The sequence below is a fragment of the Pseudomonas sp. PSPC3-2 genome (genome assembly GCF_049897085.1).
In the GTDB taxonomy this organism is placed as follows: Bacteria; Pseudomonadota; Gammaproteobacteria; order Pseudomonadales; family Pseudomonadaceae; genus Aquipseudomonas; species Aquipseudomonas paraveronii.
This window is the reverse complement of sequence record NZ_JAFCVO010000026.1, coordinates 25,844-44,233: the sequence shown is the minus strand read 5'-3', so window position 1 is coordinate 44,233 and position 18,390 is coordinate 25,844. Positions and strand designations below refer to the sequence as shown.

Genomic DNA, 18,390 nt, shown 5'->3' with positions numbered 1-18,390 from the left:
GGGGGCCAGGGCTCCCCCACCCGGTCAACCGTTACTTGGCAGACTTGATCGCAGCGCCAAGTTTCTTGGCGGTATCGGCCGGGTCGGCTTTCGGGTCGTTGATGTAGTTGGTCACGACATCAAAGAACGCGCCTTGCACGGCCAGAGTGGTGGCCATGTTGTGCGCCATGCTTGGCTGCAGGCCGCCGGTCTTGGCGTCGGCCAGGAAGTCTTTGGCCGCAGTCTGGGCGCAGGAGTCGAAACCGTAGGATTCCATTTTGTTCAGCATGTCGTTACGCACAGGGATCGAACCCTTGTTGATGCTGAACACCTTCTGGAAGTTCTCACCCAGCACGACTTTGGCGATGTCCTGCTGACCGGCCGCAGTGCCTTTGTCTTTCTGCTTGAACACCGCCAGGGAGTCGATGTTGTAGGTGAAGGCTTTTTCAGTGCCCGGGAAGGCTACGCACTCGTAGTCTTTGCCGGCGACTTTCTTCGCGGCGGTCCACTCGGACTTGGCCCAGTCACCCATGATCTGCATGCCAGCCTTGCCGTTGATGACTTTGCCGGCTTCGAGGTTCCAGTCCTGGCCTTTGCCATCGACGTCCATGTAGGTCGCGACTTTCTTCAGCTCGGTCAGCGCCTTGACCATTTGCGGACCGGTCAACGCGCCGTTGTCCAGGTCAACCATGGCTTTCTTGTAGCCATCGGCACCCATCACCGAGAGAACGACCGCTTCGAACACCGTGCTGTCCTGCCACGGCTGGCCACCGTGGGCGAGCGCAATGAAGCCGGCGGCCTTCAGTTTGTCTCCGGCGGCGTAGAATTCTTCGAGGGTGGTTGGGTTCTTGGTGATACCGGCTTTCTTGAAGACTTGCGGGTTGATCCACAGCCAGTTCACGCGGTGGATGTTGACCGGTACGGCGACGTAGTCACCTTCGTACTTCACGGTGTCGGAGACTTTCTTATCGAGCAGGGAGTCCCATTTTTCTTCTTTGGCGACGTCTTTGAGGACGTCGGTGTCGAGCAGGCCGGTTGACGCCCATTCCTGGATGTCCGGGCCTTTGATCTGGGCTACGCCGGGTGGGTTGCCGGCAACCGCGCGGCTTTTCAGCACGGTCATGGCCGTGGCGCCACCGCCACCTGCGACAGCACCGTCTTTCCAGGTGAAGCCGTCTTTTTCAACTTGGGCCTTCAGGACATCTACAGCCGCTTTTTCACCGCCCGAGGTCCACCAATGCACAACTTCAACCGTGCCTTTCGAGTCGGCGGCAAATGCACTGAGGGGAAACAACGAGGCAATGGAAATAGCGACGGCGAGGCGATTAATCGCGTTCATCTGAGTACCTTTTCTTGTTGTTATGCATGCAAGTCTAGAGCTTGCGCTGCACGGAGTTTAAACAGGGATTTTTCAAGCGCAGGTAACAAAGGGACGCACAAATGTCACAACTCGGTGACATAGCACCCGCGACCCAATGCACTGGCCATGCTGGGCGCCAAGGGTAGCGTCGGCAGCAAGACCGCTTGCCAGGCGTGGTACAGGTCCGGTTTGCCGCCCCAGATCTTGCTGCTGGGTTGGTTCTGTGGGCTGAGTTCGTGATGCCAACTGCCGTGGATACGGTCGATGAAATGGGCGTCGCAAAACTCCCAGAAACGCCGATACCAGGTTTCGTAATGTGGATCGAAGGTGCGTTTTAACAGGGCCTGCGCGGCGGCGCTGGCTTCGGCGTGGGTCCAGTGCAGGCGTTCACGCACCACTGGGCGCTGGTTCCAGTCCAGGGTGTAAACGATGCCGGGGGCGCCATCCACGGCCCAGGCGTAGTCACAGGCGCTGGCGAACAGGCCCTTGGCGTCGGTCACCAGCCAGTCCGGCGTGGCCAGCCCGGCTTGCAGGCGTGCAGCCTCCAGGTGCAACACCAACCGCGCCCACTCGAAACCGTGGCCTGGGGTGATGCCATAGGGGCGGAAGCCGTCGGCGGGGTTGTCTTCGTTGTAACCGAACAAGGGTGTCCACTGGGTGTCGAAATGCTCGATCACCATGAACCGGTTGCTGGCAGCGTGGGTGTGGATCACGCGCTCGACGATGCGCAGCGCGCGGTCCAGCCAGCGTGTGTCAGCGGTGACATCGGCCAGAGCCAGGAACGCTTCCGTCGCGTGCATGTTGCTGTTGGCGCCGCGATAGGCTTCGAGACCGCTCCAGTCTTGGGCAAAGGATTCGAGCATGACGCCCTCCTCCTCGCTCCAGAAAAACTGCTCGATCATCTGGATGGCCTGGTTCAACAGGGCTTGTGCGCCGGGTGCGCCAGCAACCACTGCAGAGCTGGCGGCCAGGGCGACAAAGGCGTGCAGGTAGGCAGCCTTGCCGGTATTGCCATCCACGGCGTGGGGCGCGGCGAACCAGCCACCGTGCGTGTTATCGCGTAGCGGGCCGCTGAGGGCGGCAACCCCGTGCTCGACCAGCTCGGCATACCCCGGCAGCCCCATCGCGTGGGCCATGGCGAAGCTATGGGTCATGCGCGCGGTGTTCATGGTTTCGGCAACCGCATTAGCCGGCAACTGGCCTTTATCGTCGAGGTTGCCGAAACCGTCGGCCAGGCGCGAGGCCTTGGCGAATGACAGCAGGCGCTGGCCTTCGCTGGCGAGCCAGGCATGATGGGCGGGTGCGTTCAGCCAACTGCCGGCAGGCTGTGGTTGGGTAGTCATGGCAGGCCCTTATTATTTTTGGCGGGATGACCGGAGTCTAAACAAGGGCGTCATGAGGGCATGTAACGAAGGACAAGGAAAATGTCACCAGATGGTGACATTCCCCAAGACCTTTACTGGCCGATGGGCGAGGCTGCGGCCGGCGAATTGAGGCGCTGGTTCAGGTTCTGCACCTGACTCTGCAAGGTGGTGATATTGCGGGTGGTCTGAATGCGGAACACGTCGAACTCTTTATTGGTCGGCGCGTCGCTATTGGCCGGCTGGTTGTCCTGCGCGCTCTTTAGCACCACCATGTCTTGTTCAAGACGGGCGATGGCGGCGCTCGGGCTGCCCTGTTTCTTCAAGGCAGCCACGTCAGCGACCAGATCCCTGATCTCGCTATCGCGCTTGGCGGCCTCCCCTTGCGCCGCCTTGAGGCCGGCCACAGCGTCGGTCAACGCTTGCACCTGGCCTTGCAACTTGGCGTTGGCGTTGGACAGGTCGGTGGTGCCGGCGGTCATTTGGGCCAGGCGCTTGTCCAGCTCGGTGGCCTGGCCGGCCACGCCGACTTGCTGCTTGCCCTGCTCCAGCAACTGGGTTTCCAGCTGCCTGATCTGCAGTTTCAGCGCTTCGCTGCCGTTGTTCACACTGGCTTCACTGGCGACGAACTTGCCGGAAATATCCTGCAGGCGCCCTGCCGCTTCTTCGCTGATGCGTGCAAAACTTTCCTGGGTGGCAACCAGTTGCTGGCCCATCAGGGAAATCTGCTGGAAGCTCCACCAGGCCAGGCCGGCAAAGGCGATCAGCAGCGCGCCGACCAAGGCCCACAGCGGGCCGGTACTGGCGCTTTTGACCTTGACCACGGGGGTGTTCCGCGAGCGCACGGAGGTGGCGGCGGTCGGCACGAAATCATCATCGTCCAAGGTGTCGGCCCGCAGGCTGGGAACATTGTCGAAATCGTCGTTGGCATCGTTGCGCATGAATCAACCCTGAATCGTGAAATGGCTACCTGGAAAGCCGGGCGACGGGAGTATAAACCGCTGTCGCGCCGCACTGATCGACCCGGAACGCTGAATTCGGTTCCCGATGTGTTGCCGCTTGTGAGCTTACTTCAGCCCCGGTTCCTGAGCCTTCCACCAGTGGCAGAACTCGTCGAGCGCCGTCCACAGGCTGACCTTGGGCTCATAGTCGAGATAATGCCTCGCGCGACTGATGTCGAGGGTGAAATCTTTGTTCATCACCTGCATGCCCAGACGCGATAACGCCGGTTCCGGGCGCCCGGGCCACATCGCGCAGAATGCTTCGTTCAACGCCGCGACGCTGTAGGACAAACCGTAGGACCGATACCGCGTGACCTGAGGCAAATCCATCTGGCGCATCACGTAGTTCACCACATCCCACACCGGCACCGGGGTGCCGTTACTGATGTTGTAGGCTTTGCCCAACGCCGAACCGGTGGCGAGCAAACTGCTGAGCAGCGCTTCATTAAGGTTGTGTACGCTGGTGAAATCGACCTTGTTCAGGCCGTCTCCGACGATGGCCAGGCGGTTCTTGCGCTGCATTTTCAGCAGGCGCGGGAAGATGCCCATGTCACCAGCGCCCGTGACAAAACGCGGACGCAGGGCCAGGACTTCGAGACCGAATTCCTGGGCACCGAAGACCTTTTGCTCGGCCAGGTACTTGGTGGCGGCATAGGGATGCTTGAAGCGCTTGGGCACTTGGTCCTCGGTCAGCCCAAGGTGGTCGCGCCCATCGAAGTAGATCGACGGCGACGACAAGTGAACCAGGCGCCCAACCCGTTGTTTGAGGCAGGCTTCGACGACGTTTTCGGTCACCAGCACATTGCCCTGATGGAAGTCCTGAGCGCGCGCCCACAGCCCGACGGCGCCGGCGCAATGCACCACGGCTTCGACGTCGCGGCACAGCTCGCGCACCAGGTCGGCATCATTCAAATCACCCTGGATAAACTCGGCACCGCGCCGTACCAGGTGCTCCACACCTTCGGCGCGCCGCCCGTTAACCCGCACGTCCAGGCCCTGCTCCAGGGCGAAACGCGCAAAGCGCCCGCCGATGAAGCCGCTTGCGCCGGTGACCAGAATCTTCATGTGTTACTCCGTGTTCTTTCGTTTTTCATCGCTGTTGCCTTGACGCCCGCCATCAGTCCAACGGCACCAACCATTGACCACAGGCCTGAGCCAGATGGTCAGTCAACAAACCCAACAGTTGCCCGCCACTGCGCCAATGATGCCAGTACAGCGGCACATCGATGGGCTTATCTGGCAATAACTCGACCAATATGCCCCTTTGCAATTGGTCGCTGACCTGCAGTTCAGGCACCAGGCCCCAACCGAGCCCGGCTTCCGCCAAGCGGATAAACCCTTCGGACGAGGGGCACAAATGGTGCTCGAAACCGCCGTCCACCCCGAGCGCGGCCAGGTAGCGGTGTTGCAGGAAATCGTCCGGGCCAAATACCAAGGCCGGCGTGCGCGCCAGTTGATCGGCGCGCACACCGCTGGGGAAGTGCCGCGCGATAAACGCCGGGCTCGCCAGCGCCCGATAGCGCATCGCGCCCAGCAACAGGCTGCGCGCACCGGCCACCGGGCGTTCACTGGCGCAGATACAGGCCGCCACTTCACCGGCACGCATGCGCTTGAGGCCGACGGTCTGGTCTTCTACCACCAGGTCCAGCAGCAAATGCTGCTCGGCGCAAAAGTCGCTGACGGCCTCGGCCCACCACGTGGCGAGGCTGTCGGCATTCAATGCGATACGCAGGCGTTCGGGCATGCCTTTTTCATCCAGCGCCGGCACCTGGCTTTGCAAGTCGCGCTCCAGCAGCCGTACCTGTTGCACATGGTTGAGCAGACGCCGGCCGATATCGGTGGGCGTCGGCGGTGTGGCCCGCACCAGCACCGGCTGGCCGATCCGAGCCTCCAGCAGCTTGATACGCTGGGAGATCGCCGATTGCGACACCCCCAGCACCTGGGCGCCGCGCTCGAAGCCGGCTTGTTCCACCACCGCTGCCAGGGCGGAGAGCAATTTATAGTCGAACATCAGTTTCTCTAATGGGCGATCAGCAATATTTGTTTTTCTTATACAGTCATGCCAGGGAAGATAGCCAGCATCGTTTCGGCCTGAGCAAGGATCTTCAACTATGTGGCAAAGCTATATGAACGGCCTGCTGGTCGCCTTGGGGCTGATCATGGCCATCGGCACGCAGAATGCCTTTGTGCTGGCGCAAAGCCTGCGTCGTGAACACCACCTGCCGGTGGCGGCCCTGTGTGTCGTCTGCGACGCGCTGCTGGTGGCCGCCGGGGTATTCGGACTGGCGACGGTACTGGCGCAAAGCCCGATTCTGCTGGGGATTGCCCGCTGGGGCGGCGCCGCGTTCCTGCTGTGGTACGGCGCGTGCGCGCTGCGGCGGGCCTGTTCGAAACAGAGCCTGGACCAGGGCGACACCCACAAGGTGCGCTCATTGCGCGCCGTGTTGCTCAGCGCGTTGGCGGTCACGCTGCTCAACCCCCACGTTTACTTGGATACGGTGCTGCTGATTGGCTCGCTGGGCGCCCAACAGACCGAACCCGGCGCCTACGTAGCCGGCGCGGCCAGCGCTTCGTTCCTGTGGTTCGCCACGCTGGCGCTGGGCGCCGCCTGGCTGGCCCCGTGGCTCGCACGTCCGACGACATGGCGTCTACTCGACCTTTTGGTGGCGGCGATGATGTTCAGCGTGGCCTATCAATTGATCAGCGCGTAATGAATATTCCAAAACGCTCTGGAACCTCTATCCCACACAGTTGTTGCGTGGTTTTGCCACACCCCCGGTGCTATGATCCGGACCCTGCGCCGCAAAGAGTACAAACTCCCCGGCGCTTGTTTGGCCGCCCGTGATCGGCCTTGCGCTCACCGCAACTGACCTGATTAGGAGAATCATCATGGCTTTCGAATTGCCGCCGCTGCCCTACGCACACGATGCCCTGCAGCCGCACATTTCCAAGGAAACCTTGGAATACCACCACGACAAGCATCACAACACCTATGTCGTGAACCTGAACAACCTGGTGCCTGGCACCGAGTTCGAAGGCAAGACCCTGGAAGAAATCGTCAAATCTTCTTCGGGCGGTATCTTCAACAACGCCGCTCAGGTCTGGAACCACACCTTCTACTGGAACTGCCTGGCGCCAAACGCCGGCGGTCAACCGACCGGCGCGCTGGCTGAAGCCATCAACGCTGCGTTCGGTTCGTTCGACAAGTTCAAGGAAGAATTCACCAAGACGTCCGTCGGCACCTTCGGTTCCGGTTGGGGCTGGCTGGTGAAAAAGGCTGACGGTTCCCTGGCCCTGGCCAGCACCATCGGCGCCGGCAACCCGCTGACCAGCGGCGACACCCCGCTGCTGACCTGCGACGTCTGGGAACACGCTTACTACATCGACTACCGCAACGTGCGTCCAAAGTATGTGGAAGCGTTCTGGAACCTGGTCAACTGGAAGTTCGTGGCTGAGCAGTTCGAAGGCAAGACCTTCACTGCCTAAGCAACGCTTGCAGTAAAAAGAGCCCGGCGATTGCCGGGCTTTTTTGTGTGCGTTCGACGGCGGCGCCAGCCGGGCATGACGGAACCAACTACTCGGAAATTGCCACCCAGGCAGTGAGAGGAATGTCCCTTTCATTCAATGTCGGAGAATTAACTTATGATCGCAGGCGCAGCAGGATTAGGAGCAGCAGCCTCAGCACTCGCCCCGGTGTTACTGCCGTTGGCAGAGCAAGCCGCCAGTATGGCCATGGGTGTCGCAAAAGACCTTCTAAGTAACGCAACGAGTGCTGGCGCAAACGCAACGAATCAACAGCAGCAAATCAAATTCTGATTGAGAAGACATCCCCCCCTCCCTGACGGGTGCGCGTAAAAGGTGGCGGAACAAAACCGGTCCGCCATCACCTGAATTCCTCCCCGCCTGACAGCCCCACCTGCAACAGACTGGCCAACCATGACGTCATAGAGCATGGCCGCGCAATGTTCCTTTGACTGCCATCACCAGATTGCCAATACTCATGGCATATTGAAGGCCACCCGCATGAGACAAGGAATGCCCCTTTGAAGCTGGAACTCAAAAACAGCTTGTCGGTGAAGTTGCTACGGGTTGTGCTGCTCTCGGCATTGATCGTGGGCGTGGCGCTGAGCGTGGCGCAGATCGTTTTCGATGCCTACAAGACGCGCCAGGCCGTGGCCGATGATGCCCAGCGCATCCTCGACATGTTCCGCGACCCCTCGACCCAGGCCGTCTACAGCCTGGACCGCGAGATGGGCATGCAGGTGATCGAAGGCCTGTTTCAGGACGGCGCGGTGCGCATGGCCTCCATCGGCCATCCCAACGAAACCATGCTCGCGCAAAGAAGCCGCGCCTTGCAGCAATCCTCCAGCCGCTGGTTGACCGACCTGATTCTCGGCCAGGAACGCACGTTCACCACCGCCCTGGTCGGCAAAGGCCCCTATAGCGAGTATTACGGCGACCTGAGCATCACCCTCGACACGGCCACCTACGGCAAGAGTTTTATTGTCAGCTCGGTGATCATCTTTATTTCCGGCGTGCTGCGCGCATTGGCCATGGGCCTGGTGCTGTACCTGGTGTATCACTGGCTGCTGACCAAGCCGCTGTCGCGGATTATCGAGCACCTGACGTCGATCAACCCCGACCGCCCCAGCGAGCACAAGATCCCCCAGATCAAGGGCCACGAGCGCAATGAGCTGGGGCTGTGGATCAACACAGCCAACCAGTTGCTCGAATCCATCGAACGCAACACCCATCTGCGCCACAAAGCTGAATCCAGCCTGCTGCGCATGGCCCAGTACGATTTTCTCACCGGCCTGCCGAACCGCCAGAAACTGCAGGAGCAACTGGACAAGATCCTGATCGACGCCGGCCGCCGGCAACGTCGCGTGGCAGTGTTGTGCGTGGGCCTGGATGACTTCAAAAGCGTCAACGAGCAGTTCACCTACCAGGCCGGTGACAAACTGCTGCTGGCCCTGGCTGATCGCCTGCGCGCCCACAGTGGCCGCCTCGGCGCCCTCGCCCGCCTCGGCGGCGACCAGTTCGCCCTGGTGCAGGCCGATATCGACCAGCCCTACGAAGCCGCCGAGCTGGCGCAAAGCATCCTCGATGACCTGGAAGCGGAGTTTGCCCTCGACAGTGAGCAGATTCGCCTGCGCGCCACCATCGGCATTACCTTGTTCCCGGAAGACGGCGACAGCACCGAAAAACTGCTGCAAAAAGCCGAACAGACCATGACGCTGGCCAAGAGCCGCTCGCGCAACCGTTACCAGTTCTATATCGCCAGCGTCGACAGCGAAATGCGCCGACGCCGCGAACTGGAAAAAGACCTACGCGACGCCTTGAGCCGCAACCAGTTTTACCTGGTGTACCAGCCGCAGATCAGCTACCGCGACCACCGCGTGGTCGGCGTCGAGGCGCTGATTCGTTGGCAGCACCCGGAACACGGCCTGGTACCGCCGGACTTGTTTATCCCCCTGGCGGAGCAGAACGGCACCATCATTGCGATTGGTGAATGGGTGCTCGACCAGGCCTGCCGCCAATTGCGCGAATGGCATGACCAGGGCTTCACCGACTTGCGCATGGCCGTCAACCTGTCCACCGTGCAACTGCACCACACCGAATTGCCGCGGGTGGTGAATAACCTGATGCAGATCTATCGCTTGCCGCCGCGCAGCCTGGAACTGGAAGTGACAGAAACCGGCCTGATGGAAGACATCAGCACCGCCGCGCAACACCTGCTGAGCCTGCGCCGCTCCGGGGCGCTGATCGCCATCGATGACTTCGGCACCGGCTATTCATCGCTGAGCTATCTGAAAAGCCTGCCGCTGGACAAGATCAAGATCGACAAGAGCTTCGTGCAGGACCTACTCGATGATGACGACGACGCCACCATCGTGCGGGCGATTATCCAATTGGGTAAAAGCCTGGGCATGCAGGTGATCGCCGAAGGTGTGGAAACCGCAGAACAGGAGGCTTACATCATCTCCGAGGGATGCCACGAGGGTCAGGGCTACCACTACAGCAAACCGTTGCAGGCTCGGGAATTGGCGGCGTATTTGAAGCAGGCCGAGCGCAATAACGCGGCGATTCTCTGAAACGATAAAACGAGACTTCATATTTACCGCGCATTACCCCTTTACACAGAATGCAAATCCTTCGCATTATGTTGCAGTTTTGCGCGCGCCCACGCGCCCCATCAACAACCGAAGCAGGATGTTCACCATGATTCGTATGCCCCTGGCCACCGCCAGTCTGTTGGCCATTGCCATTTCTCTCGCCGGTTGCGGCGAAGGTAAAGACAAGGCCGCCGCGCCCCAGGCGCCGACCCCGGCCACCAGCACTGCCGCGCCAGCGGCTGCCACTTCCGCCGGTCAGGTCGACGAAGCCGCCGCGAAGGCCGTGGTCGCGCATTACGCTGACATGGTGTTTGCGGTGTACAGCGATGCCGAATCCACGGCGAAAACCCTGCAAACTGCGGTCGACACCTTCCTCGCCAATCCGAACGACGAGACCCTCAAAGCCGCCCGCACCGCCTGGGTCGCCGCCCGCGTGCCGTACCTGCAGAGCGAAGTGTTCCGCTTCGGCAACACCATCATCGACGACTGGGAAGGCCAAGTGAACGCCTGGCCCCTGGACGAAGGCCTGATCGACTACACCGACAAATCCTACGAGCACGCCTTGGGTAACCCAGGCGCCACGGCCAACATCATCGCCAACACCGAGATCCAGGTCGGCGAAGACAAGGTCGATGTCAAGGACATCACCCCGGAAAAACTCGCCAGCCTCAATGAGCTGGGCGGGTCCGAAGCCAACGTCGCCACCGGCTACCACGCCATCGAGTTCCTGCTGTGGGGCCAGGACCTGAACGGCACCGGCCCGGGCGCCGGCAACCGTCCTGCGTCGGACTACCTGACCGGTGACGGTGCAACCGGCGGCCACAACGAGCGCCGCCGCACGTATCTGCGCGCCGTGACCCAATTGCTGGTCAGCGACCTGGAAGAAATGGTCGGCAACTGGAAGCCCAACGTCGAAGACAACTACCGCGCCACCCTGGAGGCCGAACCGGCCACCGATGGCCTGCGCAAAATGCTGTTCGGCATGGGCAGCCTGTCCCTCGGCGAATTGGCCGGTGAGCGCATGAAGGTTTCCCTGGAAGCCAACTCGCCGGAAGACGAGCAGGATTGCTTCAGCGACAACACCCATAACTCGCACTTCTACGACGCCAAGGGCATCCGCAACGTCTACCTGGGCGAATACACCCGCGCTGACGGCAGCAAAATGACCGGCGCCAGCCTGTCGTCCCTGGTGGCCAAGGCCGACCCGGCTGCCGACGCCGCGTTGAAAGCGGACCTGGCGGCGACCGAAGCGAAGCTCCAGGTCATGGTTGACCACGCCAACAAGGGTGAGCACTACGACCAGTTGATCGCCGCGGGTAACGACGCGGGCAACCAGATCGTGCGCGATGCCATCGCCGCACTGGTCAAGCAGACCGGCTCGATCGAAGCGGCTGCGGGGAAGCTGGGGATCAGCGACCTGAACCCGGATAACGCTGATCACGAGTTCTGATCACGGCTGACACCTAAGCGCCATTAAGAATGCCCCGACCTGCTCGGGGCATTTTTTTACATCGGCAGTCGAAGGCATCACACCCGAATGATAAAAATCTGCGGTGACGCGGCGGGCGCCGTCAATTGAATGCCGCCCATCAGCGGCACCAGGTTATGACTGACCTCAGCCTGCGTGACCAGTCTGCGCGTCGGCTCATCCATCAAGCTCTTGTAGGGCGCAACCTGGACATCTGTGGCGATTCGATCCCCGACCACGCGGCGCAGTCTCAGCCAGTACAGCCTGACATCGCCAGGGCGCCTGAACAGCAACTCTCCGGGAAAGTCATAACCGCCCAGTACGCCGTAGCGACAGCGGGTTACCACCTCACTCATCAAGGTTCTCAAGCGGCCGTCGGCGCCAGGCGGGAGCGCGTTGAACAGCGGCACTGCAACGGGCTCCGGACGAAAGTCCAGACGGCGATAATGCCCCGGCGCGTTCGGTAGCTGCCAACTGCCGTCGCTGAGTGTGCGGGCGGGTGGAAGTAACGAAAACGGATCGGCCAGTCGCGCTTGCGCCGTGGGCAGCCATAACTGCCAGTCCCGCAAGGTGCGTATCAGCGAACGCTGGCCCAATTGGGTCAGCCCCCCCCGGGTTGGCCCGATTGAACAGGATCTGGGCAAGCTCCACCTGGCAGCGGGTGGTCAACAGCGCAAACGCCTCGCGGACATAGACCGTGATCGGCTTTTTCAAGGCCACGCCACTGGCAATGACCCACAGCCCGTCACTGCTGGCAAACCTCGCCTGCCGGGGCTGATTGTAGATGCCGGAGCGCACCAGGTTTTCCAAGTCCATGAAGTACCTGGCCGGTTGCGCAGGATCACGAATGAAGACTTTATTGGGCATCGCGGCGTCCCTGGGCAAAATTGCGAAATAGCGCCGATCCATCTCGATGTACTCCTGGCCCAGCCACTGCGGATCGCCTGCAACCCGCCGATAGATGCCCCGTGTCGCATCCACCACCTCAAGCTCGGCCGGGTCGAGGGTTCTGCCCCATTCGATGAATTGTTCGTTTGGGGCACGCACGGTCGTCACCTCAGGAGCCGGGGCAAGGGCGCGTGACGGCGGCGGTGGCGGTTCGACAGGCGATGGCCGCCGTGTAATCACAGCCGGCACGTCCGGTAGATCGATCCCGTCCAGACGCCACTGAAAGCGCAGGACCGGCACGTTCAGATAGGGCTCAAAGGCCGCCGTGGAGAGCCTCAGTCGCAGGTTTTCGACCAGGGCCAGTCGATATTCGATTTCACGCCCCGCCGGGAAGTTGAACGACTCAAACACTCGCCTGGCCTGGACGTCATCCAGGCGCGGGTAGAGATCCCTGAGGGCGCGCTCCGGCGCGTTGCCGCCCTTGAGTCCGCCTACCGGATGGGAACCGATTTCCCACTGCCCCGACGCATTTTGCCGAAGCGGCGAGTAGTGATATTGCGTCAGCTTGCGCGCATCCCTGAGGCGCCAGGCGGCTTTGTCGCCGTCGTCGATGATCGAATACCAATGCCCGCCGTCATTGAGGAAGTAGCGCTGGGCACCTGCGGCGTTCGAGGCGGTGTGATGCACGCCCTTACCTTCCCATCCGGCCAACGGCACCACGCCCTCGGGCTTTTTCCCCAGCGCCAGCTCCGCCGGCAACACGCGGGGCCTGGCGCTCACCGCCGGGGCGCGGGCCCCGACCGCGCCGTCCACCAGCGCACCGACCAACTCACCCATCGACCGCACGAAATACTGCGCGGCACCGGCGCGGTCGCCAAGATCCAGCGCCTCGACGGCGTTGAACACCGAGAACAGGCTGCGCGCCAAGCCGATCGGTAACATGATCTTGACCGGCAGCACCATGGACAGGACGTCGAAGGCCACCGTGGCCACGTTCAGGCCGGTTTCGACATTGACTTGCTGGGTGCTCTTCGATTGCGCCCCGGCGTCGTTGATCGCGAAGTTCGCTTCGACCTCATAAGCATCCTCGAAGATATTGTTGGCAATCCGGCTCATGCTCACCATCGACACGTCGCCGCGCCCCCGGAGCACCGCCCGGACCTGAGGCTCAAACACCCGCTCCACGCGCGCCAGCAAGTAGTCGCGCCAACTGCTGTTCATGATGAAGTCACTGATCAAACGGTCTTTGGCGTACTCATGGAAAACGCGACCGTCCGGCGCCTGAGGGGTGTACACCACGATCGAGCCGACCCCGACCGCAGCCGTGCCGAACAGCAATACCCCGCGCACGCGCTGACCGCGCAGTTTCAAGTGCTGCACAAGAATCCGGTGCCCTTCGACGTACTCGCGCCGATCACTGTCGACGGGAGCGTCGAGCGCCGCCCGCACCCAATTGAACCCTCGGGCCAGGCGGTCCGGCAGAAAATCGCCGTTGATCTTGGCCTCGATGGCGTCGAGTCGCAGTTGCCGCAGCATGACCTGGCCATAGGTGTGTTTCAGCGCCAGAGCACTCGGCGATGTGATGAGACGGTCCTTCAGAAAGCTCTCATAACCTTGTCCGACGTTGACCGTGCGCACCAGATCCTTGACCTGTTGCAGGGTCAGCCCGTCGTAGACTGGGGCAGGCTCTAGATCTTCAGGGAGCAAGGCCTCGTCAGGCTTTTTGCGGGTGTTTTCACTGAGCCTGGAAAAGTGCGTGAAGTTAAAGTCCAGCCCGCCGACATTCTCCAGAGACAGCGCGGTCAGCGTGCGGCTTCGAGGCTGAAACAACGGCGTACCGGGCTCGCGGGGCGCGGGAGCAGGCGCGCCCGGGACGACAATCGTCGCAGGAATGTAGGGCTCTTTGGTATGGACGAGGACATCGTCTGGGTCAATGTCCAGCGCATAGTCCGCTTTGAGGCGGATGCGCAACTGTGCATTGGCGTAGGCCAGCAAGGCTGATTTATCGCCGAATTGCGCCAGCGACGGTAATCCCTCGGCATCCGGCAGGCTCGACAACAGGTCCCAGTAGTCCGCTATCGCGACCCGCCATGCGTCTTTATCGTCGGGGGACGCATCATGGAGAAACGTCCTGATGTGCGCCTGCCCGCGCTTGATTTCACGGCCCAACAACACCCCGCGCGCACTGAAGAAACGGCCAGGGTCTGTCACCCGGTCCAACACCTGCGGTAACTCAGTCATCTCGGCGTGTTCACCCAGCGACTGGTAGCGGGTAAGGGTTGAAGTGAAGTTATCCAACAGCAACCTGCATTGCGACTCGACACTCTCGTCGAACGGCGAATCGAGCTGTTCGTGGTAGACCACCTGCCCCGCGTTCTTCATCTGCCGATGCCGCGCCAAGCCTTGCGCCTGGTCCGCCGCAGCCAGTCCATCGAGCACGGCGGCAAATTCGACGGGGTGGTTCAAGCGCCGGTGCAGCTCCCGATCCAGGCTGGCCAGGGAATCAAATGCCTCAAGGCCGTAGTCCGGTAGAAACAGCAACACCGTGCCGACGTTCATGCTCGGCTCGACAGGCCGCACCCGGACCGGTTTGACCGCCCCCTGCGCCCTCACCACGGCGTGTTCCGGGTCCCGGGACGTCAGCATAAAAGCCCCGCGCAAGGTCAGATCCGCAGCGCCGATTGCCCCCTTGAGGGCAACCCCATAGACACACGGCCGGTCAGTGCGCAGTGCCTGTCGTGCCTGGGCGTCCGGGTGACGCAGCACCAGGTCGAACAGGTCCTGGTCGGCGGGGCTGAGCAAGCGGTCAGACGCGAGCAGCGCCACTTCGGTTTTCAACAGTTCGATACGGGTTTGCACCCACCATTGTTTCTGCGTGCGCGCATCGGTCAGGCTGCGCGCGCGCGTCCAGTAGGCTTGCACAAAGGCCCTGTAATCAGTGCCCAGCCCACCGGCCAGGCGGTCGAGGAACTTATCCAGCCCGGCCGGGGTGATGCCGCTCAAGGGCAACAGGGCTTCGCCAGTCGCCGGTAGCCGGAACAGGGTCGCCATGCGACTCGCATATGTCGATGGCTGGTTAGCCACGATACGTTGCACCACAGCATCGAACAGCGTGGGCAGCAACTCGGCATCGGTGGAAGGCTGCGCCTCTGACGTCGTGGGAGGGATGGTTGCCTCGGGCAGTCGGATGAAGCCGTGACGCACATCGAGGCTGGGCGTCAAGGTCGGGAACGCTTGCTCGAACGCATGCTGCACACATGAATGGAACGTCGGTGGCGACTGAAACTGCTCAGCGAGCTGGCGATTGAGCGCCATTAACTGTTCGCGCAACGCGACCTGTAGCGGTGTGTCTTTGACAGTCAGCGGTGCAGGTAAGAATGAATCAGACGGCATGGTGGCCTCTCGAATAGGAAACGTAGCGGCCCATCGTGCCTGCGCCCCCCTTCAGCCATGCGCTACATAGCTACGCGCCGACGCACACGCCGTCGATCGGCGGCCACGGTTTACATGCCCTGCACCCCAGGTAGAATGGCGCCTTTCCCCTGTCACCCGAGCAGACTTCATGGCGTTGCCGACCCTTCGCATCATTGGTTTCATCATCGGCATCTTCCTGATCACCCTCGCGATCGCCATGGTCGTGCCGATGGCCATCCTGGTGCTCTTCGAACGCACCAGCGACCTGCCGTCGTTCCTGTGGGCCAGCCTGATTACCTTTATCGCCGGCCTGGCCCTGGTGATTCCGGGTCGCCCGGAACATATCCACCTGCGCCCCCGGGACATGTACCTGCTGACGGTGAGCAGTTGGGTGGTGGTGTGCATCTTCGCCGCGCTGCCGTTTTTCCTGACCCAGAACATCAGCTACACCGACTCGTTTTTTGAAAGCATGTCTGGCATCACCGCCACCGGTTCCACGGTGTTGAGCGGGCTGGACAGCATGTCGCCGGGTATTCTGATATGGCGTTCGCTGCTGCACTGGCTCGGCGGTATCGGCTTTATCGGCATGGCGGTGGCGATCCTGCCCCTGCTGCGTATTGGTGGCATGCGCCTGTTCCAGACCGAGTCCTCGGATCGTTCGGAAAAGGTCATGCCGCGCTCGCACATGGTGGCGCGGCTGATCGTGGCGGCGTATGTGGGCATCACCATCCTCGGCAGCCTGGCGTTCTGGTGGGCCGGGATGGGCTTGTTCGATGCGATCAACCATGCGATGTCGGCGATTTCCACCGGTGGGTTTTCCACGTCCGATGAGTCCCTGGCGCACTGGAAACAACCGGCGGTGCATTGGGTGGCGGTGGTGGTGATGATCCTCGGCAGCCTGCCGTTCACCCTGTATGTCGCCACCTTGCGTGGCAACCGTCGGGCGTTGATCAAGGATCAGCAGGTGCAGGGTTTGCTCGCGTTGCTGGTGGTGACCTGGCTGGTACTCGGCACCTGGTATTGGTGGACCACCAACCTGCATTGGCTGGATGCGCTGCGCCATGTGGCGCTGAACGTGACGTCGGTGGTGACGACGACCGGTTTTGCACTTGGGGACTACAGCCTGTGGGGCAACTTCTCACTGATGCTGTTTTTCTACCTGGGCTTTATCGGCGGTTGCTCGGGTTCAACGGCCGGCGGGATCAAGATCTTCCGCTTCCAGGTCGCCTATATCCTGCTCAAGGCCAACTTGAACCAACTGATTCACCCGCGCGCGGTGATCAAGCAGAAGTACAACGGCCACCGCCTCGACGAAGAGATCGTGCGCTCGATCCTGACGTTCTCGTTTTTCTTCGCCATCACCATCAGCATGATCGCCCTGGCCTTGTCGCTGCTCGGCCTGGACTGGATGACCGCGCTGACCGGCGCCGCCAGCACGGTCTCCGGTGTCGGCCCGGGCCTGGGCGAAACCATCGGCCCGGCCGGCAACTTCGCCAGCCTGCCGGATGCGGCCAAGTGGATTCTGTCGCTGGGCATGCTGCTGGGCCGGCTGGAAATCATTACAGTCTTTGTTCTGTGCATCCCGGCGTTCTGGCGTCACTGACCGTCGACACCTCCAGCAACCGCGCGCGGTACTCGCCGGGCGTGGCATCGAACCAGCGGCGGAAGGCGCGGAAGAAGTTGCTCGGGTCGGCAAAGCCCAACAGGTAGGCGATCTCCAGCAGGCTCATGCCCGGCTGCGCCAGGTATTGCTCGGCCAGTTCGCGACGGGTGTCGTCCAGCAGCGTCTGGAAACTGGTGCCCTCTTCCTGCAGACGCCGCTGCAAGGTGCGCTGAGACAGGTGCAGGGTCTGGGCCACCACTTCACGCTTGGGTTCGCCTTGGGGCAACAGGCGGCACAGCACCTGCCGCGCCTTGTGCGTCACACGGTTTTCGGAGAAGCGCGCCAGGTATTCACCGGCAAACCGATCGTGCAGCAGCGCCATCGCCTCGTTGGCCGTGGGCAGCGGCGCATCCATATCGGCGCGCTCGAAAATCAGTGCGTCATACACCGCATTGAATTCCAACGGCGCATGAAACGCATGTTTGTAGGGCGCGAGGTCGACGGGTTGCTCACCTTGCAGCAGCACCTTACGCGGATGCAGGGTACGCCCGGTCAACCAACCACACAGCGCCAGCGCACAGGCCAGCGAGGCTTCGGCGCTCTGTCGGGTGGGCGGCAGGTGATCGCCATGCACCGTCAGAATCAGCGCATAGCCTTCGGGTAATAGTCGGAAACTCAGGTCAGCGCTTTCGGCGATGATCCGCTGGTAGCGCACCAGCCGCATAAAACCTTCCGCCAATGTGTTGCTGGACATCAGCGCATAACCGGCCACATGAAACGATGCCGGGCGCACCACTTTGCCCATGTTCAGGCCAATCGCGGGGTTGCCCGACAGTTCCACGGCGCGCTGCCAGAGCCGAGTCATGGAGTCTTGCGGAAAACGGGCATCGGGGTCGTCGAGGGCGGCATAGTCCAGGCCCAGTTGTTTGAACAACACCTGGCAATCCAGACCGTCCATTTCCAGTGACTTGACTATCCCCATCACCCAGCTTGCAGAAGTTGTTCGTTCGCTCATGGCGTCTTCTTAATAAAGCAGGCTGAAACAGCAGCCAGAAAGCCAAGGATACTAACCTGTAGAGGTTAATTCAGAGCCCGCTAATAGCAAGCCCTCCAGCCAGATCATTTTGGCTGGATGGGGTCTCATAGGGCCTGTTGGGGTCCGCAATGCCAACATTATGACAGCTTGTCATTTCTCACGGC

General features: G+C 61.6%; 13 protein-coding genes. 5 read left to right on the top strand and 8 right to left on the bottom strand.

The genetic code is table 11. The features are described from left to right. Positions 1-31 precede the first annotated feature (31 nt). The 5 genes from ACP7CJ_RS27290 to ACP7CJ_RS27270 all read right to left on the bottom strand — a co-directional run bounded on the left by ACP7CJ_RS27290 (position 32) and on the right by ACP7CJ_RS27270 (position 5,712). Positions 32-1,318, bottom strand: coding sequence for an ABC transporter substrate-binding protein (locus ACP7CJ_RS27290; protein WP_276194573.1), 1,287 nt, complete (start codon positions 1,316-1,318; stop codon positions 32-34). A gap of 104 nt (positions 1,319-1,422) precedes the next feature. Further along, a complete protein-coding gene (locus ACP7CJ_RS27285) occupies positions 1,423-2,682 on the bottom strand; it encodes an AGE family epimerase/isomerase (protein WP_276194574.1) in 1,260 nt (419 codons plus the stop codon). A gap of 113 nt (positions 2,683-2,795) precedes the next feature. Beyond that, positions 2,796-3,641, bottom strand: a complete 846-nt coding sequence (locus ACP7CJ_RS27280) for an ATPase (protein ID WP_276194575.1) — start codon at positions 3,639-3,641, stop codon at positions 2,796-2,798. Positions 3,642-3,767: 126 nt separating this feature from the next. Then, positions 3,768-4,766 carry an NAD-dependent epimerase/dehydratase family protein gene (locus ACP7CJ_RS27275; protein WP_276194577.1) on the bottom strand — a complete coding sequence of 333 codons (999 nt, stop codon included), beginning with the start codon at positions 4,764-4,766 and terminating at the stop codon, positions 3,768-3,770. Between the two features lie 52 nt (positions 4,767-4,818). Continuing rightward, the gene (locus ACP7CJ_RS27270) at positions 4,819-5,712 is read right to left on the bottom strand and encodes a LysR family transcriptional regulator ArgP (protein WP_426102865.1); all 894 of its coding nucleotides are present in this window, start codon (positions 5,710-5,712) and stop codon (positions 4,819-4,821) included. 100 nt (positions 5,713-5,812) lie between these two features. Here ACP7CJ_RS27270 and ACP7CJ_RS27265 point away from each other — a divergent pair, with 100 nt between their 5' ends. The 4 genes from ACP7CJ_RS27265 to ACP7CJ_RS27250 all read left to right on the top strand — a co-directional run bounded on the left by ACP7CJ_RS27265 (position 5,813) and on the right by ACP7CJ_RS27250 (position 11,267). Beyond that, positions 5,813-6,412 (top strand): LysE/ArgO family amino acid transporter, encoded by a 600-nt coding sequence (locus tag ACP7CJ_RS27265; RefSeq protein ID WP_276194579.1) that lies wholly within the window; start codon positions 5,813-5,815, stop codon positions 6,410-6,412. Between the two features lie 178 nt (positions 6,413-6,590). Continuing rightward, on the top strand, positions 6,591-7,187 hold the full coding sequence (locus ACP7CJ_RS27260) for a superoxide dismutase (RefSeq protein WP_003212997.1): 597 nt from the start codon (positions 6,591-6,593) through the stop codon (positions 7,185-7,187). A 557-nt stretch (positions 7,188-7,744) separates the two neighbouring features. After that, positions 7,745-9,796: a putative bifunctional diguanylate cyclase/phosphodiesterase gene (locus ACP7CJ_RS27255; RefSeq protein WP_276194582.1), complete on the top strand. Its 2,052-nt coding sequence runs from the start codon at positions 7,745-7,747 to the stop codon at positions 9,794-9,796. A 127-nt stretch (positions 9,797-9,923) separates the two neighbouring features. Then, positions 9,924-11,267 (top strand): imelysin family protein, encoded by a 1,344-nt coding sequence (locus ACP7CJ_RS27250; protein WP_276194583.1) that lies wholly within the window; start codon positions 9,924-9,926, stop codon positions 11,265-11,267. 77 nt (positions 11,268-11,344) lie between these two features. Here ACP7CJ_RS27250 and ACP7CJ_RS27245 read toward each other — a convergent pair whose 3' ends face one another. Further along, positions 11,345-11,641 carry a hypothetical protein gene (locus ACP7CJ_RS27245; protein WP_426102867.1) on the bottom strand — a complete coding sequence of 99 codons (297 nt, stop codon included), beginning with the start codon at positions 11,639-11,641 and terminating at the stop codon, positions 11,345-11,347. Continuing rightward, positions 11,634-15,566 carry a dermonecrotic toxin domain-containing protein gene (locus tag ACP7CJ_RS27240; RefSeq protein WP_426102869.1) on the bottom strand — a complete coding sequence of 1,311 codons (3,933 nt, stop codon included), beginning with the start codon at positions 15,564-15,566 and terminating at the stop codon, positions 11,634-11,636. Before ACP7CJ_RS27240 ends, ACP7CJ_RS27245 begins: the two co-directional genes overlap by 8 nt. Positions 15,567-15,735: 169 nt before the next feature. Here ACP7CJ_RS27240 and ACP7CJ_RS27235 point away from each other — a divergent pair, with 169 nt between their 5' ends. Continuing rightward, a complete protein-coding gene (locus ACP7CJ_RS27235) occupies positions 15,736-17,190 on the top strand; it encodes a TrkH family potassium uptake protein (RefSeq protein ID WP_276194586.1) in 1,455 nt (484 codons plus the stop codon). On the opposite strand, the gene ACP7CJ_RS27230 is transcribed toward ACP7CJ_RS27235, so the two are convergent. Continuing rightward, the gene (locus ACP7CJ_RS27230; RefSeq protein ID WP_253398413.1) at positions 17,147-18,205 is read right to left on the bottom strand and encodes an AraC family transcriptional regulator; all 1,059 of its coding nucleotides are present in this window, start codon (positions 18,203-18,205) and stop codon (positions 17,147-17,149) included. The genes ACP7CJ_RS27235 and ACP7CJ_RS27230 overlap by 44 nt on opposite strands. Between the last annotated feature and the right edge of the window lie 185 nt (positions 18,206-18,390).

What these genes read in the sequence shown, in the direction of transcription:
- ACP7CJ_RS27275 (WP_276194577.1), bottom strand. Translation starts at nt 4,766, where the DNA reads ATGAAGATTCTGGTCACCGGCGCAAGCGGCTTCATCGGCGGGCGCTTT.
- ACP7CJ_RS27240 (WP_426102869.1), bottom strand. Translation starts at nt 15,566, where the DNA reads ATGCCGTCTGATTCATTCTTACCTGCACCGCTGACTGTCAAAGACACA.
- ACP7CJ_RS27285 (WP_276194574.1), bottom strand. Translation starts at nt 2,682, where the DNA reads ATGACTACCCAACCACAGCCTGCCGGCAGTTGGCTGAACGCACCCGCC.
- ACP7CJ_RS27280 (WP_276194575.1), bottom strand. Translation starts at nt 3,641, where the DNA reads ATGCGCAACGATGCCAACGACGATTTCGACAATGTTCCCAGCCTGCGG.
- ACP7CJ_RS27260 (WP_003212997.1), top strand. Translation starts at nt 6,591, where the DNA reads ATGGCTTTCGAATTGCCGCCGCTGCCCTACGCACACGATGCCCTGCAG.
- ACP7CJ_RS27245 (WP_426102867.1), bottom strand. Translation starts at nt 11,641, where the DNA reads ATGAGTGAGGTGGTAACCCGCTGTCGCTACGGCGTACTGGGCGGTTAT.
- ACP7CJ_RS27235 (WP_276194586.1), top strand. Translation starts at nt 15,736, where the DNA reads ATGGCGTTGCCGACCCTTCGCATCATTGGTTTCATCATCGGCATCTTC.
- ACP7CJ_RS27265 (WP_276194579.1), top strand. Translation starts at nt 5,813, where the DNA reads ATGTGGCAAAGCTATATGAACGGCCTGCTGGTCGCCTTGGGGCTGATC.
- ACP7CJ_RS27230 (WP_253398413.1), bottom strand. Translation starts at nt 18,205, where the DNA reads ATGAGCGAACGAACAACTTCTGCAAGCTGGGTGATGGGGATAGTCAAG.
- ACP7CJ_RS27270 (WP_426102865.1), bottom strand. Translation starts at nt 5,712, where the DNA reads ATGTTCGACTATAAATTGCTCTCCGCCCTGGCAGCGGTGGTGGAACAA.
- ACP7CJ_RS27250 (WP_276194583.1), top strand. Translation starts at nt 9,924, where the DNA reads ATGATTCGTATGCCCCTGGCCACCGCCAGTCTGTTGGCCATTGCCATT.
- ACP7CJ_RS27290 (WP_276194573.1), bottom strand. Translation starts at nt 1,318, where the DNA reads ATGAACGCGATTAATCGCCTCGCCGTCGCTATTTCCATTGCCTCGTTG.